Source organism: Litoribacillus peritrichatus (assembly GCF_039537985.1).
GTDB classification, from domain to species: Bacteria; Pseudomonadota; Gammaproteobacteria; order Pseudomonadales; family Litoribrevibacteraceae; genus Litoribacillus; species Litoribacillus peritrichatus.
Map to the genome: position 1 here is coordinate 1 of NZ_BAABBN010000006.1, position 21,347 is coordinate 21,347.

At 45.6% G+C, this 21,347-nt stretch carries 20 protein-coding genes; 3 read left to right on the forward strand and 17 right to left on the reverse strand.

Features of this window, described 5'->3' with window-relative positions:
- Window positions 1-389: 389 nt before the first annotated feature.
- The 16 genes from ABD744_RS09180 to ABD744_RS09255 form a co-directional block, all read right to left on the reverse strand.
- Window positions 390-2,954, reverse strand: coding sequence for a DUF6160 family protein (locus ABD744_RS09180; RefSeq protein ID WP_344797753.1), 2,565 nt, complete (start codon window positions 2,952-2,954; stop codon window positions 390-392).
- Window positions 2,955-2,966: 12 nt separating this feature from the next.
- The gene (locus ABD744_RS09185; RefSeq protein ID WP_344797755.1) at window positions 2,967-3,617 is read right to left on the reverse strand and encodes a hypothetical protein; all 651 of its coding nucleotides are present in this window, start codon (window positions 3,615-3,617) and stop codon (window positions 2,967-2,969) included.
- A 13-nt stretch (window positions 3,618-3,630) separates the two neighbouring features.
- A complete protein-coding gene (locus tag ABD744_RS09190) occupies window positions 3,631-4,839 on the reverse strand; it encodes a hypothetical protein (RefSeq protein ID WP_344797757.1) in 1,209 nt (402 codons plus the stop codon).
- Between the two features lie 21 nt (window positions 4,840-4,860).
- Window positions 4,861-5,745, reverse strand: coding sequence for a hypothetical protein (locus ABD744_RS09195; protein ID WP_344797759.1), 885 nt, complete (start codon window positions 5,743-5,745; stop codon window positions 4,861-4,863).
- A 275-nt stretch (window positions 5,746-6,020) separates the two neighbouring features.
- On the reverse strand, window positions 6,021-7,016 hold the full coding sequence (gene lipA / locus ABD744_RS09200) for a lipoyl synthase (protein ID WP_344797761.1): 996 nt from the start codon (window positions 7,014-7,016) through the stop codon (window positions 6,021-6,023).
- A gap of 7 nt (window positions 7,017-7,023) precedes the next feature.
- Window positions 7,024-7,674 carry a lipoyl(octanoyl) transferase LipB gene (gene lipB / locus ABD744_RS09205; protein ID WP_344797763.1) on the reverse strand — a complete coding sequence of 217 codons (651 nt, stop codon included), beginning with the start codon at window positions 7,672-7,674 and terminating at the stop codon, window positions 7,024-7,026.
- Window positions 7,674-7,952, reverse strand: coding sequence for an HP0495 family protein (locus tag ABD744_RS09210; RefSeq protein WP_344797765.1), 279 nt, complete (start codon window positions 7,950-7,952; stop codon window positions 7,674-7,676). The genes lipB and ABD744_RS09210 overlap by 1 nt, the downstream gene beginning before the upstream one ends.
- Window positions 7,953-8,011: 59 nt before the next feature.
- Window positions 8,012-8,878, reverse strand: a complete 867-nt coding sequence (locus ABD744_RS09215; protein ID WP_344797767.1) for an aminotransferase class IV — start codon at window positions 8,876-8,878, stop codon at window positions 8,012-8,014.
- Window positions 8,878-10,041 (reverse strand): D-alanyl-D-alanine carboxypeptidase family protein, encoded by a 1,164-nt coding sequence (locus tag ABD744_RS09220; protein ID WP_344797769.1) that lies wholly within the window; start codon window positions 10,039-10,041, stop codon window positions 8,878-8,880. The genes ABD744_RS09215 and ABD744_RS09220 overlap by 1 nt, the downstream gene beginning before the upstream one ends.
- Before the next feature lie 66 nt (window positions 10,042-10,107).
- Window positions 10,108-10,881, reverse strand: coding sequence for a septal ring lytic transglycosylase RlpA family protein (locus tag ABD744_RS09225; protein WP_344797771.1), 774 nt, complete (start codon window positions 10,879-10,881; stop codon window positions 10,108-10,110).
- Window positions 10,862-11,878 (reverse strand): lytic murein transglycosylase B, encoded by a 1,017-nt coding sequence (gene mltB, locus ABD744_RS09230; RefSeq protein WP_344797773.1) that lies wholly within the window; start codon window positions 11,876-11,878, stop codon window positions 10,862-10,864. The genes ABD744_RS09225 and mltB overlap by 20 nt, the downstream gene beginning before the upstream one ends.
- A 97-nt stretch (window positions 11,879-11,975) precedes the next feature.
- Window positions 11,976-13,118: a rod shape-determining protein RodA gene (gene rodA / locus ABD744_RS09235; protein WP_425562157.1), complete on the reverse strand. Its 1,143-nt coding sequence runs from the start codon at window positions 13,116-13,118 to the stop codon at window positions 11,976-11,978.
- The gene (mrdA, locus tag ABD744_RS09240) at window positions 13,112-14,986 is read right to left on the reverse strand and encodes a penicillin-binding protein 2 (RefSeq protein ID WP_344797777.1); all 1,875 of its coding nucleotides are present in this window, start codon (window positions 14,984-14,986) and stop codon (window positions 13,112-13,114) included. The genes rodA and mrdA overlap by 7 nt, the downstream gene beginning before the upstream one ends.
- A gap of 16 nt (window positions 14,987-15,002) precedes the next feature.
- On the reverse strand, window positions 15,003-15,473 hold the full coding sequence (rlmH, locus tag ABD744_RS09245) for a 23S rRNA (pseudouridine(1915)-N(3))-methyltransferase RlmH (RefSeq protein WP_344797780.1): 471 nt from the start codon (window positions 15,471-15,473) through the stop codon (window positions 15,003-15,005).
- 67 nt (window positions 15,474-15,540) lie between these two features.
- The gene (gene rsfS, locus ABD744_RS09250; protein WP_344797782.1) at window positions 15,541-15,897 is read right to left on the reverse strand and encodes a ribosome silencing factor; all 357 of its coding nucleotides are present in this window, start codon (window positions 15,895-15,897) and stop codon (window positions 15,541-15,543) included.
- A gap of 23 nt (window positions 15,898-15,920) precedes the next feature.
- Complete coding sequence (locus tag ABD744_RS09255; RefSeq protein WP_344797784.1) at window positions 15,921-17,177, reverse strand: glutamate-5-semialdehyde dehydrogenase; 1,257 nt, start codon at window positions 17,175-17,177, stop codon at window positions 15,921-15,923.
- Between the two features lie 206 nt (window positions 17,178-17,383).
- Here ABD744_RS09255 and ABD744_RS09260 point away from each other — a divergent pair, with 206 nt between their 5' ends.
- From ABD744_RS09260 to ABD744_RS09270, 3 genes are all read left to right on the forward strand, one after another.
- Complete coding sequence (locus ABD744_RS09260) at window positions 17,384-18,259, forward strand: hypothetical protein (protein WP_344797786.1); 876 nt, start codon at window positions 17,384-17,386, stop codon at window positions 18,257-18,259.
- Window positions 18,249-19,211: a diguanylate cyclase domain-containing protein gene (locus ABD744_RS09265; RefSeq protein ID WP_344797788.1), complete on the forward strand. Its 963-nt coding sequence runs from the start codon at window positions 18,249-18,251 to the stop codon at window positions 19,209-19,211. The genes ABD744_RS09260 and ABD744_RS09265 overlap by 11 nt, the downstream gene beginning before the upstream one ends.
- 73 nt (window positions 19,212-19,284) lie before the next feature.
- Entirely contained in the window at window positions 19,285-20,736 is a 1,452-nt protein-coding gene (locus ABD744_RS09270) for a bifunctional DedA family/phosphatase PAP2 family protein (protein WP_344797790.1), read from the forward strand.
- Here the strand turns inward: ABD744_RS09270 and ABD744_RS09275 are convergent.
- Window positions 20,733-21,305, reverse strand: coding sequence for an LON peptidase substrate-binding domain-containing protein (locus ABD744_RS09275; protein WP_344797792.1), 573 nt, complete (start codon window positions 21,303-21,305; stop codon window positions 20,733-20,735). The two genes, ABD744_RS09270 and ABD744_RS09275, sit on opposite strands and share 4 nt — an antisense overlap.
- Between the last annotated feature and the right edge of the window lie 42 nt (window positions 21,306-21,347).

The window sequence follows — 21,347 nt, forward strand, 5'->3', positions numbered from 1 at the left end:
GTTATCTCGAAAGAGGACGCACATTCTAACGATTTAAATCTCTGTGTCAACCTTTTTCTTTCAACTTTCTGGAGAAGTGATTCAAACCTGAATCGCGAAACTTCCAATTAAACCGCAGCTTAACCAGCTTTCCCGCTTGCCACTCTCAGAACGTGGAGCGCATTATAGGCATCCCCACACACAACACAACCCCTTTCTGCACTTATTTTGAATTTAATTTCAAAGCGGTTAAAAACCGCCCAGCAGCGATCAAAATACACACAAAAGCCAGTACAAATGTACAAAACTTAACCAATCCAATTCAAAACTTCACCTTAATTCCGAAACACAAATCTACCAGACACAAAAAAGGCGAGCTTAGCTCGCCTCCTTTTAAGTTAAACAATAATCTAACGAATCGGTGTCGCTGTAATGTTAGCTCTTAAACTCACATTCTCGAACTGAGCACCATAAAAAATTGGTTGAGCCCCACCAACATGATGGTTCATATTTATGCTGTCGATATTTAATTGTTTAAATTCAACTTTGGTATCCACCGCAAAGCCTAATGGGTTCGTATAACCAGCTAACAAGCGGGCTTCTACATCACCATCATTTACAAACACTTCCTGGCCTCCACCATCAATCAACACACGTTTCAGCAACCCATCATTTGTATCAATGCCCTTCACTGCAGTCTCAGCCACATCCACAGCTAATTCAACGGTCAACCCTTCGTCATCAGTAGAAATACCAACAGCTTCTATCCCAACTTTTCCGTCTGAACGATACCAGCCAAGCTTGGTATCCGCATTCGGGTCAATAGAGTTGATTTTATCGAGTAACTTACCGGCATTATGTCTTTCCGCTTGAGTTAAAGTCTGATCCGAAGAGTCACTTTCAACTTTATCTTTATCAATAAACTTAGCATTAATTCCGATGGTAACACCTTCATCACCCCTGTCTTCCCAACGCCCTCCGTTATTGACACATGAACTCTGCCCACCAGACGCCCCAATACAAACACCACCAGCGCCACCAGAACGAATATAGGTAAGAGAGTTATTTTCCAACGTTGAAATAACCACTCGGCCAAGAGATTCACCCGTATTTTTTTCACCTAAACGAACATTTCCAATATCCATATTCGAAACATATAAGCCACTATCTAAAATCACGCCCCTATCATCAACATTCAGGGTCGAATTTCTCATCGAGATATCATAAGTAACATCATCAAGCCACAAACCTGAACCATCACTATCAACAGAGATACCAAAGGTTGTGTCCGTAAAGTGTAAATCTCCGTTGATTGTTAAGCCTGTACTATAAGTACTTTCATTCTGTTCACCTTCACCAGGAATATAGGTACCTTCCTCAACCTCAAGACTACCAGGTAAAATTGTCACATTGCCATTTAAAGTAAAATCAGCTTCTTGAAATATCTGTAACGGAAGCAGCAGCTCTGTTCCGCCCTGAAGCGCCAACGAATTCTTATCCTCTCCTTCAGCGCCAACCCTTAATCCATCAATACTGTAGTGCCCTACCACATCCTCAAAACCAATCCTTACCCCATCAAAGAATGGGTCCGCATTCGCATCCACAATGTTATTTGCATAAAGGTAACTTGCATTAATCAAGTCAAACGTTAACACACCAGAACCATAACTCTGAATGCCTGAAACCCAGACTGTATTTCCATTATCGGTATAACCAATATCTGCATTCACCAGGCTCCAAGAAGTATCAATTGTGATCCCCTGATCACCCCCGTATTGATTTCCTTTTGGATTCAGCTTCAAGGTATTTGTATAAGTTTGGCCGTTAGCAACTTGATCTTCAAACAAATAGTCAACATGAACGCTACCCATGCTCACTTTACTTGTGTCATCCACACCATATGGCGTTCCGATAAAAATATTCTCAATATCAACCGTGCCTTCCAGGCGCTCAGTTGATAATTGCAAATAGTCATCGATCACATCAAATGTCAGATTAGTAACTTGAACCGAATGATCGACACCGGTAAGCGCTAATTCGTACTTATCACCATTATTATTCGTATCTATATATCGGAAATCGCCATTTGTTAATGACTGCTGGAAATTGAACGTCAAACCTTCGACCGGATCTTTACCCCCAGCACTGATATATAACTCGCCAGACATATCAGCAGATGCCGTGATCATCCCAACATTCGCCTGATTATCCAGACCTGAGTTATTTGGGTCAGAAGTAAAGTTATTACCGACAGTATCTCTAGTCTTAAATTTAATCCGATCAATCACCAAATTAAAATGATGATCCGGATTAGTAATCAAGATTGCCTGCTGGCCTGGCTTATAAGGGTCAGCTACGACATCCAATGTCCAGTCGGTTCCCCAGGTCTCATAATCAAATGAGACCATGAGATCATTTCCGTTGTCTCGATAGAAAAGCTCAGCACCTTTGGTGATTACATTACCCTCACCATCAAGTAAAGGTTCACCGTCTGCATCTCTTTCTATACCAAAAATACGACTGTTATACTGAGAAATCGTCATCCCAGCATCGGAGCTAAATAGACCGCCGCCCTTGAGCTGGAAATAGTTTTCCATATCAAAATCAATTGCAAAAGTACCAAAACTATCCGGCGCAGTATTAAGAGAGTCAACGCGAATCTCATCCACCTGAATATGGGTATTTTCAGAAATCTGGCGCAACTGCAATTCTCCACCCTCCGTTACATCAACCATGACATAACTCTGAGCAGTTTCAGTATCATCGCCCGTTTGATGAATACTAATACCTTCTAACGAAAGTGGGTGACCATCATCGGTATACCTTAATTCATCAATTTCAACTTTGGCCTTGATATCTACTGTAATCCCGGCTTGCCCCGTCACACCAGACAAAGCAGCTTCATCCAACAACTGCATTTCAGCATACGAGCCAAAAGACACGGAGCATAACGCCAAAACAGAAACATATTTCATTCTCACGTCCTCCTATTTATCCGCCGTTGGGAAAATCAGCATATTGCCGGTCATATTGACCTGACCGTTAATATACACGCCATAGATATTGGTCTGCTTGTATGTGTCCGCAGGCACACCTGTGGGAGACGCATGAGAGGCAAAGCCCAAGGTATATTGATATTTATCAAACTTAACCGTGGAAGGTAAGCCAATTTCTAACACTTCTTTATTGAACGACGCGCCATCACCACCAAAGCCATCATTCGCGCCCAAAGCTATCGCATTTGCTTCTGTAACAGGGTTACCATCGTTATCAACCAATTGTCCAGTAACGTCTCGTTGGTTTCCGTCAATCTTACGGGTTCGGATAGTCAACCCTTCGAAAGACGCACCACCTTTCCAGTCATCAATCACGTACCAGCCATTACCCTCATTACCACCTAATCGATAAGAAAACCTTGCGCCACAATTCTTCCCATCAGTACAGTCACCATAAGTCGCATCTTGGATTGGGCCGCCTTCTTCGTTCAAACTAAACTCACCGGAAAGGTACAAACCTCCTTGCCCGACTGAGTTGGATAACTCTTCGTCATCAATCGGCGCCAACTCAGCTCTTGCCGACATGGAATGCAATCCCACGATAATGAATACAGATACGATGCTTTTTATTGTTATTTTCATCACTGTCTTCCTCTTAACCGCCAATGTCATGAGTGGTCATTTTCAAATACTGTATTTGAAGACCTTCAATTCTGGACGTACCTAAATACGTATCACCCACCTTTAAGCCGCCCGCTGTTTCAAATGTCGGATTACTGATTGTTGGGTCGCCGATATACAAATTACTTTTGGTTTTGACACCTGGAATCGTGTCATTGTAATAATTCTCATAAAACTCTTTATCCGTTGCAGCCCAGGTCATTCCATCGGACTGGTCATTACGGATTAATTCCAAACGGCGACTGCCTTCCGATGTTGTCGGATTTGGCAACGCCTCAACTTCTAGCTGAAAGTTACCGTCACTGGTAACACTCAAAGATGCAGGCTGTATTTCTCCAACACCAACAATCAGATCCAAGGCAAAGTGCTTGATATGTACCGCATCACCACACTTGGTTCCATCCACACCACAACTTGCAATATAAATTTCAGGTGTGTACATGTTCAATCTTATATTAGCTAACGTAATGTGCCTCTGGTCAGCTTCTATTTCGCTTCCCGTCGCCGTTTCATCACCCCACAAACGCATATAACTGCCATCAAACACAGCTTCTTTCATGTAGATTGTTAAAGGGGAGTCTTCAGGATCACCGGAACCATTTATAATTTCGGCATTTAGCTCCAGGCCAATATCAATACGCTCACCAATGTAATCAGCTGTCGCTTCTCGACTCTGAAACTTAGAACACTCCGCTGCACCAGCTTTTAAACAAGGGTCCATGGTTGCGCCAATCCAAACAGGATCACCATTAATGGCTTTCAATTCAGGCTGAGCTATTTCCAAAACCCCTTTATTAGGCGCTCGAACATCAATATCGTCACCATCGCGCTGGTTAATCGAAATTGGGTTATTCAAACGGCCGATATTCACACCGGTAGGGTTTACAATAAACGAAGTAGTGCCATCACCATTATCCACAAAGCTGGCACTGTCTTTACCGCCAATAAAGAAGTTGTCTACTTCAATATTAACGTCTCGCCCATCCGAGGTCTTGATCCCTGTTATTCTGAAAACAGATTCATTATCTGTTTCGGCTCCGGCATGAAAAGAAAAATCTTCCAAAACCACGCCCAAACCAGAACCTTCCACTTGAGACATATCGTCATCAGTCAATGGAGCCATATCAGCGCAAAGAGATGCACTTATAAACAAGCCAGAAAATAGAGCCACAGGTCTTTTCATAATTATTATTCCTATGGATTATTAGAACAATCCTAAAGCTGCATCGGTGTAACGAGTTGGTAAGATATTACCGCCCGCACCAGGAATCCCAACCAAAGCATCGGTTGTCGTTGTCAGATTCGTTGGCAGATTGATAAAAGCGCCTTGTGTTGTTTTTATTAGACTATTCGTATCAATCGCAGATGTATCATTAAGCGTTGAAGCCCATTTTAGATCAATGTTCTGATACGACAGGAACATGTCACTAACAGACGCACTATCATCAATGTTAACTGTCGCAAGATTATTCAGTGAAATGCAGTTGCTTGAGCAATCGCCGGCGACACCGATATTGGTGGCTCTAATATTGGTCGCAGCCCCGGTGGAATCCAAAAGCTGAGCAGCCACAGGCGCGGTACCGGGGTCATTATCATGATCCAACATGATTTCGAAATTACCCGTCAGAGCGTTGATATTCGCAGTTAATGAACCACTGGATTCGCCTGCACCGACTCGGATACCAACGGCTTCCCTAACACCATTACCGTCTTCTGCAAATGCAAACTCCATGTAAGGGTTTTTCAATACAAAAGGCACATATTCGCCGGTATTCGGATCAATATGGCCTAAGCGAAGATTATCAATATCAATGTCTGAAGCGGCAGAATAACCGGCCCGATCCATTGTGCCTAATTCTAAATTATCAATTGTTGTATTCGTTTCTATGGTCGAACCTAAGGTAACTCTCATGAAGTCAACAGAGCTGGAATCATCCTGAACTACCTGATAATCATCAATGCCGATCATGGCCTGACCGGAGAAATTAGCCAGTTCTGAATCTTCAACAGAAACTAATTCAGCTAACGTCGTAGACGCTACTGTTAAAGACAAAACCAACGTAAAGCTGTTCTTTAGTAGTTTTTGCATAGGTTCGCTATTTATTTTTATTGTGTTTGTATGACGCGCAAGTGTCATTTTAGCGCAATCTTATTTTTCCGCAATACAGATTACAGAATTCAACATATGGAACAAAGTTTAGACGGAGAGAGAAGAAAGTAGTGTGACACTTTCCCCATTTTAGAAATTTTCTTGATTTTATACGCCAAACGTCAGGGAAGTCCTGACGCTTTATGCAAAATAAAACAGAATTGGCGGATTAAAACAACTACAAGATACGTACCATGTACGGATTCAGAGATGTCTTACCTAACCTCTTCACCCTTGGCTTGTTTGTCTGCATGATAGGAAGATCTGACCAGAGGCCCACTTGCAACACGCTTAAAGCCCATTTCAGTGGCTATTTGCCCAAGCTCATCGAACTCTTCTGGCGTCACAAAACGATCAACAGGTAAATGATCTTTACTCGGCTGGAGATATTGCCCCAAAGTAATCATATCTATGTCATGCGCTCTCATGTCCTTCATGACTTCGACCACTTCATCAAAAGATTCACCTAAGCCAAGCATTAAACCCGATTTAGTTAATACATCAGGACGTCGCGCTTTGAATTTTTTCAATAAATCCAGTGACCATTGATAGTCTGATCCAGGTCGTGACTGTTTATACAAACGAGGAACCGTCTCCAGGTTATGATTGAATACATCCGGCGGGCTTTTTTCCATAATGTCCAAAGCGACATCCATACGGCCCCTGAAATCAGGCACCAATGTTTCAATTTCAATATCTGGGGAACGTTGTCGAGTTTCATCTATACACGCCACAAAGTGAGCCGCTCCGCCGTCTCGTAAATCATCACGGTCCACCGAAGTAATCACCACATACCTCAACTTCATATCCGCGATGGCTTCCGCCAGGTGGGTCGGTTCATTTTCATCCAACGGGTTAGGTCGACCATGAGCCACGTCGCAAAACGGACAACGACGAGTGCATATATCGCCCATGATCATAAAAGTGGCTGTGCCGTTGCTGAAACACTCCCCCAGGTTCGGACAAGAAGCCTCTTCACAGACCGAGTGTAATTTGTGATCACGCAGTTTTTGCTTAATACGACTGATTTCCGGAGACGCTGGCACACGAACACGAATCCAGTCTGGTTTACGAGGCATTTTATCTGTCGGAATGATCTTGACCGGAATACGAGACGTTTTATCAGCACCCCGAAGTTTTTCACCTTGCACAGCTCTTTTACGTACAGGCCGTTCTTTCGCTGCATTCACTGCTTGTATTTCGTCCGCCATTTTTACCTCAAGTATCCGACAGGCCCGTTTTAAACTGGCAACCAGAATAATTTAATTTTTCCATCAGTTCTGTAACAATTTTTTCTAAAACGTCAGACACTGATACATCTTCGACAAAAGCGCCCAACTGGGTCATTGTCATACCGGCATATCCGCATGGGTTAATTCGGCGAAAAGGTTCTAAATCCATATTCACGTTTAACGCTAAGCCATGAAACGACTTACCTTTTCGAATCCGCAACCCCAGTGAAGCAATTTTTTGCTCTTTCACATACACCCCGGGTGCATCCACTTTTGGGTAAGCCTCCACACCATAGCGGTTCAATAAACTGACCAAAGCCTCTTCTATCGCAGTAACAAGTGCCCGGGCACCTAATTTTTTACGAGCCAGGTCAATCATGCAATAGGCGACCAGCTGGCCAGGACCATGATAGGTTACCTGCCCACCACGATCACTCTGAACAACAGGGATATCACCGGTAAACAACAGATGTTCCGGCTTGCCAGCCTGGCCTTGGGTAAATACAGGCGTGTGCTCTAAGAGCCAGATTTCATCGGCAGTAGATTCATCTCGGCCATCGGTAAAGGCATGCATAGCATCACTTATCGATGAATAATCTTGATGACCGGGCAACGTACGAACTACCAATGACTCCATCACATCACCATCTTAACTCGACCGGTGGCCATGAAAGCCTTATGAATATCAGAAAGCTGTTGTTCGCTTTGAGCTACGATTTTTACGGTGACAGAAACAAACTTACCATTTCTGCTTTCGGAAGCCTTAATACTCAGAAAATCAATGTGCTGCTCTTCAGAGTGCAACCTTAACATCTCAATCACAAAATCATGAAAATTATTTTCATTATCACCCAACACTTTAATTGGGTAGCCTTCACACGGGAATTCAATCTTAGGCGGTTCTTTTTGCTGCATATATCCTACCTCTATCTGATTCCGCCAATTATACGCCGACTGAACGAAAGTATCGCCCCCTATGAGCCACAAGAAAACAACTCCGCTTTATGTCGATCGTAATAAGCCGCCATTTTTTTCCACAACGGACCTATGTTCCCCGTTCCTACGGGGCAGGCATTCAATTCAGTAACCGGTCGTATTTCAGCCGTCGTACTGGTTAACCAGATTTCGTCGGCGTCCACTAACTCCGGGAGAGAGACATCACGCTCTTCAATGACAAGGCCATATCGAAAGCAAAGTTCGAAAATAAAATCCCGGGTGACGCCCGTCAGAATCCAATCACTGATTTTAGGCGTAATAATTTTTGACTCTTTAACAAGAAATACATTGCTCGCCGTGCCTTCCGCGACCCAACCATCGCGAATTAAAATGCCTTCATCCGCGCCTGACTCAAACACTTGTTTTTTCAGTAAGACACTGCCTAATAATGAGGTCGACTTGATATCACCTCGGGACCACCGGATATCTTCCAAGGTGACTGCGGAACAAGCCTTAATCTGAGATGAGCGTTGCGATTTCAAGAGCAGCGGATTGCTGGATAAAAAAACGGTGGGAGTAAGATTAAGAGGATAATTGTGCCGACGAGGTTGAGATACACCTCGGGAAACCTGGAGGTAAACCGACTGATTATCCCCCTCATTTAACTCAATCAGGCGTTCAATTAAAAATCGCCACTCATGAATGCCAAAAGGATTTTGGATGCCCGTTTCACTCAAGCTTCTGGTTAAACGAGCCAGATGCTGCTCTAAACGGAATAACTGACGGTTATATGCGATAATAACTTCATAGACCGCATCGCCAAACAAAAACCCCCGATCAAACACAGACACTGCGGCTTGATCGGCAGGCAACCATTCACCGTTCAGGTAAACCGTGCTAGTCATTAACCACCAAACAGGCCAATGAAGAACAATTTAATCGCATCCCATAGACGGGCAAAGAAACCGGATTCTTCAATTGGCTTAAGAGCCACTAATGGCTGCTCAACCAAAGTTTCACCGTTCAAGATAATTTTTAGAACACCTAATTCCTGACCTTGCTCAATCGGCGCCTCAATGATGTTATCGACCTCAAGTTTAGCTTCAACTTGCTTTCTGCTGCCACGAGGTACGGTAATCACGATATCTTCCAGTACGCCCAGTGACACTTGATCTTGCTCGCCTTTCCATACACGATTGCGGGTTAACTCAGCGCCGGCTTCGTACAAAGACATGGTTTCAAAGTACCTAAAGCCATAGTTCAGCAGTTTCTGTGTTTCACGTGCACGGGCCTCTTCACTTCGAGTTCCCAACACAACCGAAATCAAACGCATACCGTCTTTCTTAGCCGACGCAACCAAACAATAACCGGCTTCATTGGTATGGCCGGTTTTTAAGCCGTCCACGGTTGCATCACGCCATAACAAGCGGTTTCGGTTCGGCTGATCGATGCCGTTATATTTGAAAGTTTTCTCAGAATAAATGCCATAATAATCCGGGTGGTCATTGATCGTTCTTTCAGCCAATAAAGCTAAATCCCGAGCGGATGCATAGTGGTCTGCATCAGGTAGGCCGGTCGCATTCATAAAATGGGTATCTTTCATACCCATTTGAGAAACGTACTGATTCATTAAATCTGCAAAACCAGACTCTGAGCCGGCAACGTGTTCAGCCATGGCCACACTGGCATCGTTCCCGGATTGAATGATAATGCCACGCAGCAGGTCTTCCACTTTGACCTTCTTGCCAACTTCAATAAACATTCTTGAACCCGGCATCCGCCAGGCTTTTTCGCTCACCAGCACCTCATCTTCCAGAGCCACATTTCCACGCTGAATTTCCTCAACAGCAATGTAACTGGTCATCATTTTGGTCAGACTTGCAGGAGGCACACGTTCATCGGAGTTTTTTTCCACCAATACCTTACCGCTGGTAGAATCCAACAAAATATACGCGCTTGCAGCCAATTGAGGTGGAGCCGGAATCAACGGCTCTTCCGCAAACGATTGAGAAGCAATTAAAAACGAAGAAAATAAAGATAAAATAGAATTACGTACGATTTTTTTCATAGCCACATAAATAATAGATTGATTAAAATAAAATGAATTAACTCACGATTAAATTGAATATTCCACCTACTGCATTCGATCAAATACCACGATTGGGTTAATGATGCCATTACTCTCTAATAAGGATACAACCTCTTGAGACTGACCGACCGTTTTTAAAGGCCCTACTTGCACTTTATAGATTCCGTTCTCAGGTTTTATCCTGAATTTCAAGGTTCCCCACTCAGCAACTTTTGCACCTAAGCCTCGGGCATTATCCAAACTGGAAAAAGCACCTGCCTGCACATAACGGTCCGGCTCATCAAAATCAATTGCCTCAACTTTGACATTCGCCGTTCCTTGGTGGTGATAGCCCAGTTTGGACGCCGCCGCATAAGACAAATCAATGATTCTACCTTCATGAAAAGGGCCTCGGTCATTCACACGAACAACCACCTGTCGGCCATTATCCAGGTTCGTTACTTTGACATAACTAGGAATCGGTAACGTTTTGTGGGCAGCAGACATAGCATACATGTCATAGGTCTCACCATTTGAGGTTAAGTGCCCATGAAATTTATGGCCATACCAAGAACCAATGCCCGTTTCCTGAAACCCATTGGAGCTCGGCAACACATGATAGGTTTCACCCAAAACGGTATAAGGCGACTTATTTCCACCCGGCGAATACGGTTCCCACTTAGGCACGGCATCCGGTACTTGAGTCATATCCAAGTCAACCGCAGGCCCGTAATCCTTATCAACGTGATAACGAGAAGGGGCGGTACAGCCTGCCACCACAATGACCAATGACAGCGCCGTCCATTTAAAAACGAAATTATTATGATTTCTTTTCTTCAAACACTCGTTCAACTTCATTACCCAATTGAATCACAGACATGGCGTAAAGCCGACTGTGATTGTAACGCGTTACGGCATAAAAGTTATTAAACCCTAACCAAAATTCCGCTCCTAAACGGCCTTTATACTTAAACAAGGCCGCTTTGCTTTCCTGAGGAAGAGCATCGGAGCTGGCAGGCAACACACCTTTTACCGCCAACTCGGCCAAGGTCAACTCAGGTTGCAAAGCTTTGTTGATATATTCCTGATAGTGATCACCCGTAACCCTTGCGCGACTGACAGGCAACTCTCCTTTCTGCCAGCCGTGCTGGTGCAGATAATTGGCAACACTGCCAATGGCATCCACCGGATTAGACCATATATCTTTCAAACCGTCGCCGTCGAAGTCCACAGCATAAGATAAATAGCTGCTCGGAATGAATTGGCCATAACCCATCGCCCCAGCATAAGACCCCTTAATCTTAAGCGGATCTAATTTATATTGGCGCGTCATGATCAGGTACGACTCAAGTTCGCGTTTGAACAACGGCCGTTTAGGGTAGTCAAATGCCAGCGTCGACAAAGCATCAATCACACGATAGCTGCCACCTTGACGACCATACATGGTTTCGACACCAATGATTGCCACCACGATTTTGGCGGGTACACCATACACTTTTTCTGCCCGTTCCAGGGTATCTTTATTTTTGTTCCAGAACTCAACGCCACGCTTTATCCGGGTTTTATTGACGAACATCGGGCGATATTCCTGCCATGTTTTGGTTCGTTCAGCCGGCCTGGAAATAGCGTCTAAGATGGATTGTTTCTTTTTTGCATTGGCAATAATTTTCTCAAGTTTCGCTTGATCAAACTGATGCTTATTCACCATTTCCACAATAAATGCTTTGGCTTCTTTACGCTCCGAATAATCCCCTGCATTGCCTGCAAAAACGGCCCCAGACAACAAAGTACCACCAAGAGCGACAAGTAAAGACAAGATATAACCTAAACGTTCCATCGAATAATCCTTTCTGATACTCAAACATACCATGAGCTTAACGCTACATTGTGTCGGTTTAATCACTCAGTTTCATAAACCAACCACCAATAAAACTTTATTTCGTCAATAACTTGCGATGCGTATGCACCGACATCAGCACTCCAAATCCTGCCATAAGCGTCAAGATAGATGTTCCACCGTAACTGACCAATGGCAGAGGGACGCCAACCACTGGCAGAATGCCACTCACCATGCCGATATTAACGAAAATATAGACAAAAAATGTGAGCGTAATACTCCCGGCCAACAGTCGGCTGTAGGAGTCCTGTGCTTTCACTGCAATATAAAGTCCACGAAAAATAATCAACAGATACAAACCCAGCAAAGCCAGTACCCCAAAAAAGCCAAATTCTTCAGCAAAAACGGCAATAATAAAGTCTGTGTGGCTCTCCGGTAAAAAATCCAAATGGCTTTGCGTGCCATTCAGCCACCCTTTCCCCCACAAACCGCCAGAACCAATGGCAATTTTGGATTGAATAATATTCCAGCCCGCACCCAGTGGATCGCTCTCTGGATTGAACAAAGTCAACACCCGTTGTTTTTGGTAATCACGCATCACGAATTGCCAAAAAGGATATAAGAGCGCTAATACTAGACCAACAAATCCGAAAATAATTCGCCAACGTAGGCCAGAAAGCAGCAAAATAAATATACCGGAAGCACCGATAAGCAAAGAAGTGCCTAAATCCGGCTGTTTTGCAATAAGTCCCACCGGTACCAAAATGATTACTAAAGAAATCATCACGTATTTAAATCGTGGCGGTAATTTTCTCCCGGCGAGATACCAAGCCACCATCATTGGCACCACCAACTTCATGATTTCAGACGGTTGAAAACGAATGGAGCCTAAGCTCAGCCAACGCTGAGCGCCTTTTGCACCCACACCCACCAACAGCACTGCGACCAACAAACCTATACCCACGACGTAAAAATACGGCGACCAACGCCGCATGGTCGATGCATCAAACTGGGCGATAAACAGCATCACAATCAACCCCAACCCTAAACGGACACCCTGCTTATAAACGTCATCCAAACTGCCTCCACTGCCGCTGTACAGAACAAATAAACCGCAAGTGGATAATACAACCAACAAAAACAACAACGGCATATCAATGTGCAGACGCACCCAAATACTGGCCTTGCGACTGAAGTGCGCCTCAGCATCGGGTAATGTTCGAGAGAAATCTTTCACGATTCCGGCGCCTCCAAAATGTATTCTCCCAATAAATGCGCATCAAAGATTTTTCTGCCTATCGGGGCTGCCATAGAGCTCCCTCCCCCCCCGTTTTCAACCAGTATCGCGATTGCAATTTTCGGGTCATCCAACGGCGCAAAACCCATAAACCACGCATGGTCACGATGCCACTTAGAGAGTTTGGTTTCGTCGTACTCTTCGTCCTGCGCAATCCCGACCACCTGCGCAGTTCCGGTTTTACCGGCAATTTTATATTTTGCTTTATAGCCGGAGCGTCGTGCCGTTCCTCTGGGGCCATGCATCACATCTTTCATCGCATCAAACATCAAATCCCAATTCTTGGGGTCATTCAGTTGAATATTACGATCATCCGCATGCAGGTTATCCTCTTGAATTTTTTCTGTCACTTCTGCCAAGTCGCTGTCCATGGTGAGACGGGGACGAACCCATTTGCCCTTATTTGCCAAAATTGCAGTACCTGCGGCCAACTGCAGCGGAGTCACCAAAGTAAACCCTTGCCCCAACCCCATGTTAAGACTGTCGCCCGGAAACCAAGGCAAACCTTTCGCGCCTTTTTTCCACTGGCGAGTCGGAAGCAAGCCTCGCCTCGCTTCCGCAATGTCAAGACTGGTTAAATCACCAAAGCCGAACTTGGCCAAAAACGCAGACATACGATCCACACCTAACCGATACGCCAACTCATAAAAATAAATATCGCAAGATTGCACAATCGAAGAATGGAGGTTCATCCGGCCATGCCCCCCCCGCTTCCAGTCCCGGTAAACTCGATCGTCATTTTTCAACTGATAGGTTCCGTAGTCCATGATGGAAAACTTCCAATCCATCACTTTCGCCTCCACCGCAGCAATGCCCAACATAGGTTTCAGTGTTGATCCTGGCGGATACTGGCCTTTTAATGCACGGTTAAATAACGGTTTGGCTTTTGAGTCCCTTAATTCGTTGTAAGACTGGTGATCAATACCCAAAACAAACAAGTTCGGATCAAAGCCCGGTTCACTCACCAAGGCTAAGATTCCACCCGTCGAAGGCTCTATCGCCACAATGGCGCCTCGCCGACCATCCAATAATTTACTGGCCGTAATCTGCAGTCGGCTGTCTAAAGACAATCTCAGGTTTTTACCCGGCGCAGGCGGCACCCGATCAATCACATTTAATATTTGACCACGGGCATCCGCTTCGACTTTCTGAAGCCCTACTTTGCCGTGTAAGGACGTTTCATAAAATTTCTCTATACCCAGCTTACCGATATGATTGGTAGCCTGGTAATTTATCGGATCTACGCGTTCTAATTCTCTTTCATTAATACGGGCAACGTAACCGATCACGTGAGCAAAAGGCGCTCCCAACGGGTAAGAACGAACCAGTTTTGCATCCACAGATACGGCCGGATAATTATGGAACTCCACTGCCACCCTGGCTATTTCTTCTTCTGTTAAACGATCTTTTAAGGCCACTGGTTCCAGAGGTCGACGACGTTCTTTGAGCCGCCGTTTGAAGCGTGTAATGTCCCGATCTGAAATGGGCAGGATTTTTCGCAGATCTTCAATCAGGGCATCCCGATCATCCACTTTCTCAGGAACAATGCCTAAACTGAAATTAGGGAGATTTTTAGCAAGCAATACCCCGTTGCGGTCAAAGATCAACCCTCGGGTCGGAGCAATAGGCTCCACTTGCACCCGGTTTTTCTCGGACGCTATTTGATACTTTTGAAACTCAACCACCTGCAGTTGATACATTCGGGTTAACAACACGCCCAACAGCATCAATACCACACAGACAGCAACAATCACTCGCCAAAAAAAGATGGTCGAGTATTTGGAGTGATCATGAAGAGAGTGCCCATCCATAAGCGGTTAATCCTGACTAGGCACGATGGTAAGGGTGGTTAGTCATGATCGACCAACCTCGGTATAACTGCTCTGATACCAATAACCGAACCATTGGGTGAGGCAAAGTAAGAGGAGACAAAGACCATTTGATGTCTGCACGCTCCACACAGCGCCGATCCAGCCCTTCAGGCCCGCCGACAAGCAAAGCGACATCACAGCCATTCATTCGCCAGCCCTCCATTTGAGTAGAAAGCTGTTCGGTCGTCCAGGCTTTCCCCTTAACTTCTAAGGCTACCACGTAATCCGAAGAGGCAATGGCCGCAAGCATGGCGTCGCCTTCCTTCTGCATGGCGCGCGCAACATCACGACCTTTCCCTCGCTGACCGGGCTGAATTTCGCACAACTCCAGGGTCATTTCTGACGGCATTCGACGGGCGAATTCCTTATAACCTTCGGTCACCCAGGAAGGCATTTTAGTCCCAACAGCGATCAGTCGTATCTTCATAAATCCCTTTATATAAAACGACCAGCCACTTTCGGCAGCCAGTCGTATTATTCAAGCCCAGTAGAAATTAACTTACTGTCTGATTTTGTTCAGACGTCGGCGTCAAACCAGACCAAAGTTTTTCCAGGTCATAAAATTCTCTCGCCGTTGGCATCATGACATGAACCACCACATCGCCAAAGTCAATTAACACCCACTCAGCGGACTGCTCACCTTCAGTGCCGATAGGGTTTACCCCCACCTTTTTGGCCTCTTCAGCCACGTAGCCAGCAATAGACTTAACATGGCGAGAAGACGTCCCCGAAGCAACGATCATGTAATCAGTTACGCTGGTCTGCTCTTTCACATCCATACAAACAATGTCTTTTGCTTTGATGGATTCTAATAAATCTAATACTTTATCTTTTAAACTCTGGGAGTCCATAGTTCACTTCAATCAATAATGAATTAACGACGGATATGTCCGTCACCTAGCACAACATATTTCTGAGAGGTCAGCCCCTCTAAACCGACAGGGCCTCTCGCATGGATCTTATCCGTTGAAATGCCAATTTCAGCACCCAATCCATATTCAAAGCCATCAGCAAATCGAGTAGACGCATTCACCATCACCGAACTGGAATCAACCTCAATCAAAAACTGACGACTTTTGGTGTAGTTCTCAGTAATGATGGCGTCCGTATGATGAGAGCCATATTGGTTAATATGCGCAATCGCCTCGCTCATAGCAGAAACAATTTTTACAGAAAGAATAGGCGCCAGATACTCCGTTGCCCAATCCTCTTCCGTCGCAGCAATAAAGGCTGCCGACAAATCACACGTTTGTTCACATCCGCGCAGTTCTACACCTGCACTCTGATACGCAGAGACCAATTCAGGCAACATTTCTTCCGCACGGCTCTTTGCAATCAACAACGTTTCCATAGTATTGCACGTACCATAGCGATGTGTTTTGGCATTCACCGAAATATTGATCGCTTTGGTTAAATCAGCATCGTCATCAATATAAACATGACATATGCCATCCAGGTGTTTAATCACTGTGACCTTGGCATCCCGGCTGATACGTTCAATCAGGCCTTTGCCACCACGCGGTACAATTACATCAACAAACTCCGGCATAGTAATGAGTTCACCCACCGCCGCTCTGTCGGTTGTTTCCACCACCTGAACGGCCGTATCCGGTAAACCAACCGCAGCTAACCCCTGACGAATGCATTTGGCCACCGCCTGATTTGACTCAATCGCTTCGGAGCCACCACGTAAAATAGTGGCATTGCCTGATTTCAGACACAAGCTGGCCGCTTCTACCGTAACATTAGGACGAGACTCGTAAATAATACCGATGACCCCTAGAGGAACGCGCATTTTACCAATCTGAATACCCGACGGGCGGTAAGCCATATCGGTGATCTCACCCACAGGATCTTGTAAACCTGCAACCTGACGCAAACCTTCGATCATGGTATCGATACGAGCATCGTTCAACTCAAGACGATCCAACAAAGCCGCATCCAGGCCGTTTTGTTCACCACGTTCAAGATCTTTACGGTTGGCAGCCATCAGCTCAGCTCGAGACGCTTCAAGAGCCTCTGCCATTGCCAATAGCGCTTTATTTTTTTGATCAGTAGTTGCGGCTGCAATTACTCGTGAAGCTGCTCGGGCACTCTGCCCAAGCTCAATCATATATGCTTTAATGTCCATTCATGTTCCGTTGCTGATGTGATCTGCGACTGACATTTTATAACACCTAACTGGCGTTCATCAGAAAATACTACCATTATACGGTATTATGCTCACGATTGTACGTTCAGTAGTCATAATCCTTTAAGCAAATATTAAAAATAATGAAAACGCCCGGATTCGACACATTAGTTTTTTCCAGCAGAAAGCTGGAGACCTTCATTGCTTTGACAATAATTATCACCGTCTTCTCAATTATTTTATTAATCAGAGCGGATAACTTACTTAGTAGTCAGTCCATATTTCTGACCATACCGCTGACTGCCATCTTATTGTTATTGAGCTTTCAAAAGCCTTCCAAAGGCCGAGAGGTCAGTGGCGTCACCATTGTGATTGCGCTATTTGTGCTAACTGTGGTTGCGCCGTTTGCGCTGCGCTCCCAGCTATCGCCCTGGATATTCTTAATTCCGATTTTATTAATCAACTTCATGACGTTTAATCTCAACCTGATATCCATCAGCATTTATTGCGCATGCGTTTTCACAATGATCTGGATGATGCCAACCAGCGTCAACGCCATACCCACCTCCCTCTCTTTTATTCTGGTAACGGCCTTGTGTTTACTCATGGCGTTTTTGAAAGACCAGATGATGATTCGCCTTGCTGCGCTAGACATCATTCACCCCAAGACTGGCTGGCATGTTCGTCAGGAGTTAAAGCCAGCATTGGAGCGGGAAATCCAGCGCGCGGAACGAGAAGGCAGCGGCCTGAGTTACAGCATGCTTGACTTTCAGAATGAACAACACAGCATTGCAGAGTTAGACTGGGTCAACATCAAAACACTGATTGAAACCACCGTAAGGCCGTTTGATCAGGTGTTTCATCACAGCGCCAGCAAAATCACCATCATCCACCCCTACGCCACCACCGAAGAAGTCAAAGCATTATTTGAAGGGGCTCTGGAAGCAAACAAACACATCCCGTTTAAAGCAGGCATTGCCAGCCTCAACATCGATGACTGCAGTTCAGATCTGACCCGCAAGGCTCGCGCAGCCCTTTTGTGTTGCACGCCAGAACAAAGAGTAAGCAGCCATGAAGCCTGAGTTATTCGACCGCTCTGTTCAAAACAGAATTACCGCCATCATATACAGTCTGCTCGGCATTACATTAATCACCATCAGTATCCACCAGTTTCTGGCAGGCTACATCGCGGCGTTATCTATTAACGTCCCTGCCGGTTTACTCTTCTCTCTGCTGGCCGCCATTCGCTGGTTAAGTCGATCCGAGCAGGGCAGTGACCGCTTCAGCCTGATCGGTTATATTTTAATTGCTGTCATCCTGATCACTGAAATCGAATACATTCACTCAACCACCATGGTTTGGATGTACTGCCTGCCCATGCTGTTATTTTTAACCCAGCCGTTGGCCACCGCCACCATTGCAGCCAGTGTGTTTGTAATTTGGTTAATTTCAGCCAGCAGCAGCGCCGGTCTTCTCAACATGCAACACCAGGCCCTTTCCGGGTTAAGTTTTATGTTTTTATTCTCAGGTCTGTTTGCCTACCACCGCAAGATACACTCCAGGCAATTATTCAAAGCCGCAAAAGCACACCCATCAACCAAACTGGCCGATTTTTCAGTGTTCCAGCAACAGCTGCAAGAAGAAATCGAGCGCGCCAAGGTATCCAAAAACGCGCTATCCATCATGCTGATCGAAATTGACGATTATCACAAACTGAAAGAACTGGAAGGCAAAGAAGGCGCGGCGTCCGTATTAATCAAACTCAGCGCCTTCTTAAACAGAATCACCCGAACCGGAGACATGATTTTTCACGCCTCCGATCATCAGTTCTGGATGATATTACCGAACACAGGGCAAGACGGCGTTGTTGTGATCGACGAAAAAGTGGTTCGCATGGTCAGAGAAGAAAACTGGGGGCTGATCAGCTCCGTTAATGTGCGCACCACCACCGCAACATTAAACAGCAACGACCAAGCACCGATCCACCTGATTGGCCGCTGCCATAAACGGATGGCCAGCAAATTAAGCCAATAAAATCAAAACCGTCATTGGAAATTCATACAACAGGGCTTAAACTTGGCAAAATTTGAGAACAAGCCCTCACTCTATGTCCCTAGATCAAGTCCTTGATTGGCTCAACCAAAACCCAGAATGGTTTTTATTCACCGTCTTTTTAACTGCATTCAGCGAGTCGCTTGCCGTCGTTGGCTTAATTATGCCCGGCGCCTTTCTTATGTTTGCGCTCATGGTGATGGCAGGCAATCAAGAATTCCCTCTGATGAGCGTACTGGTTTGGTCTTTTATTGGCGCCGTACTGGGTGACGCCATCAGTTTTTATTTCGGGCGAGTTTTCAAAAACAAAATTCCGAACACCTGGCCATTCTCCAAAAAACCGGAGTGGCTCGAACAAAGCAAAGCATTCTTCAACAAACATGGCGGCAAAAGCATCTTCATCGGTCGCTTTGTTGGCCCGGTAAGACCGCTGATCCCGATGGTCGCCGGCATGCTGTCCATGCCCAGCGGTCGTTTTCTGGCGGTCAACGTGATTTCTGCCATCGGCTGGGCCATTTGTTATGTTTTGCCGGGCTACATCATTGGTTCCGCCATGCGCCTGGACATAGATTTGCCTGAAAATTTCAGAACGGTCTTCTTTACTACCGTGATTCTTGTCATTTGTTTTATTGCCCTGACCATCTGGGCGTATCAAAACCTTCACCCTGAACGCTCCGCTTACCAACACATGCAATACGTGTTTAAAAGCAATCGCACACTGGCCACCGTCTGGCACCGCTTATCCGCACCTAGAACCGACGAACCCACCTTTCCTCTGACCTCCTTACTGACGTTTGTGGTTTGCACCCTGTTTTTCCTAAGCTGGATATTCTGGGTGGATTACGCCCCACACCCGCTACTTACGGACAACGCATTGCTCGAACTTTCCAAGCAAGTTTACAACGAGTCATCGCAGAAGGTATTTGTCGCCATCACTATGCTCGGCGACCCCAACCTGCTGTATTTTTGCGCGGGCTGGTTTGCAATCTATCTAACCGTAAAACGACAATACAGCGCCATGATACTGATTGGCTGCGTCACGGCTGTGAGCTACTTTTCCGTCCACTTTCTCAAGGAAGCATTCGGCCATCCAAGGCCTGAGCTCCTGATCGAGCCACTTAACAGCTTTGCCTTTCCAAGCGGCCATACTACTGGCGCCACCGTTTATTTTGGTTTGATTGCCGCGTTCATCGCTCAGGAAACAGAACAACACAAACGATGGCCAATCTACGCCATCGGCTTAACACTGGCCATTGTAGTGGGTTTCAGTCGAATATTTTTAGGCGTTCACTGGTTCAGTGATGTGCTCGGAGGGCTATTGCTTGGTTTTATGATTGTCGCGCTGGCCAGGGTCATCTACAGCCCGTTCAACCAACACTCCATCAAGCACAATAAAACCGACATCTGGCTACCCATAGCTTTGGTAACGACATACCTGGGTTACTACGGGTACGAATATACAAATCAATTGACGAAATACGCCTGGCTGGACATCTTCAGCCGCTAACTTTGGTACTTGTCCAGCAACCTGTATATTTCATCCAGTCGGTCGTAAGGATGATTCATCTCCAGCAACAGTTGCTTTTCACCCGCATCAAACGGCAACAACTCAGCCAGCCGCCAACTGACGGACGAGGCGTCATCGTACTCAATGTCCCTTGGTTTAATGGCCGGATGCTGTTCCAGGTGTTTAAGCATAACCACTAACTCTTCATGCTCCATCTCGGTGGATATTTTCAACTCGGCATTCATCTGCTCCATATCGGCCCGGATCAGCCCGGCAGAATCCGTGAACGGCGAATCCAGCCTTGCCCGCTCCACCCCCTCAACCGTGATGCCCAGCATCCCGTTTTTTAATTGAGTAAAATCAATGATGCGAACCAAAGTACCCACTGGCTCAAAACCCTCAGACAACACATCCGATTTATCCTCGGAGTTGAGAGCAACAATGAAGCCATAACCGCCTTTAAAGCACTCCGCCACCATATCCAGATAACGAGGCTCAAAAATTTTCAACTCCAGTGCCATTCCCGGATAAACGACTGCGTTCAAAGGAAAGACAGGAAAATGATTCATAAACAACCTTCTGACTCAACTGAATCTCAACCCTGATCCCTC

Excerpts from the sequence above, each read along its gene's own strand:
- ABD744_RS09180 (WP_344797753.1), bottom strand. The coding sequence starts at position 2,954 with ATGAAATATGTTTCTGTTTTGGCGTTATGCTCCGTGTCTTTTGGCTCG.
- ABD744_RS09185 (WP_344797755.1), bottom strand. The coding sequence starts at position 3,617 with ATGAAAATAACAATAAAAAGCATCGTATCTGTATTCATTATCGTGGGA.
- ABD744_RS09190 (WP_344797757.1), bottom strand. The coding sequence starts at position 4,839 with ATGAAAAGACCTGTGGCTCTATTTTCTGGCTTGTTTATAAGTGCATCT.
- ABD744_RS09195 (WP_344797759.1), bottom strand. The coding sequence starts at position 5,745 with ATGCAAAAACTACTAAAGAACAGCTTTACGTTGGTTTTGTCTTTAACA.
- lipA (WP_344797761.1), bottom strand. The coding sequence starts at position 7,016 with ATGGCGGACGAAATACAAGCAGTGAATGCAGCGAAAGAACGGCCTGTA.
- lipB (WP_344797763.1), bottom strand. The coding sequence starts at position 7,674 with ATGGAGTCATTGGTAGTTCGTACGTTGCCCGGTCATCAAGATTATTCA.
- ABD744_RS09210 (WP_344797765.1), bottom strand. The coding sequence starts at position 7,952 with ATGCAGCAAAAAGAACCGCCTAAGATTGAATTCCCGTGTGAAGGCTAC.
- ABD744_RS09215 (WP_344797767.1), bottom strand. The coding sequence starts at position 8,878 with ATGACTAGCACGGTTTACCTGAACGGTGAATGGTTGCCTGCCGATCAA.
- ABD744_RS09220 (WP_344797769.1), bottom strand. The coding sequence starts at position 10,041 with ATGAAAAAAATCGTACGTAATTCTATTTTATCTTTATTTTCTTCGTTT.
- mltB (WP_344797773.1), bottom strand. The coding sequence starts at position 11,878 with ATGGAACGTTTAGGTTATATCTTGTCTTTACTTGTCGCTCTTGGTGGT.
- mrdA (WP_344797777.1), bottom strand. The coding sequence starts at position 14,986 with ATGGATGGGCACTCTCTTCATGATCACTCCAAATACTCGACCATCTTT.
- rlmH (WP_344797780.1), bottom strand. The coding sequence starts at position 15,473 with ATGAAGATACGACTGATCGCTGTTGGGACTAAAATGCCTTCCTGGGTG.
- rsfS (WP_344797782.1), bottom strand. The coding sequence starts at position 15,897 with ATGGACTCCCAGAGTTTAAAAGATAAAGTATTAGATTTATTAGAATCC.
- ABD744_RS09255 (WP_344797784.1), bottom strand. The coding sequence starts at position 17,177 with ATGGACATTAAAGCATATATGATTGAGCTTGGGCAGAGTGCCCGAGCA.
- ABD744_RS09265 (WP_344797788.1), top strand. The coding sequence starts at position 18,249 with ATGAAGCCTGAGTTATTCGACCGCTCTGTTCAAAACAGAATTACCGCC.
- ABD744_RS09270 (WP_344797790.1), top strand. The coding sequence starts at position 19,285 with ATGTCCCTAGATCAAGTCCTTGATTGGCTCAACCAAAACCCAGAATGG.
- ABD744_RS09275 (WP_344797792.1), bottom strand. The coding sequence starts at position 21,305 with ATGAATCATTTTCCTGTCTTTCCTTTGAACGCAGTCGTTTATCCGGGA.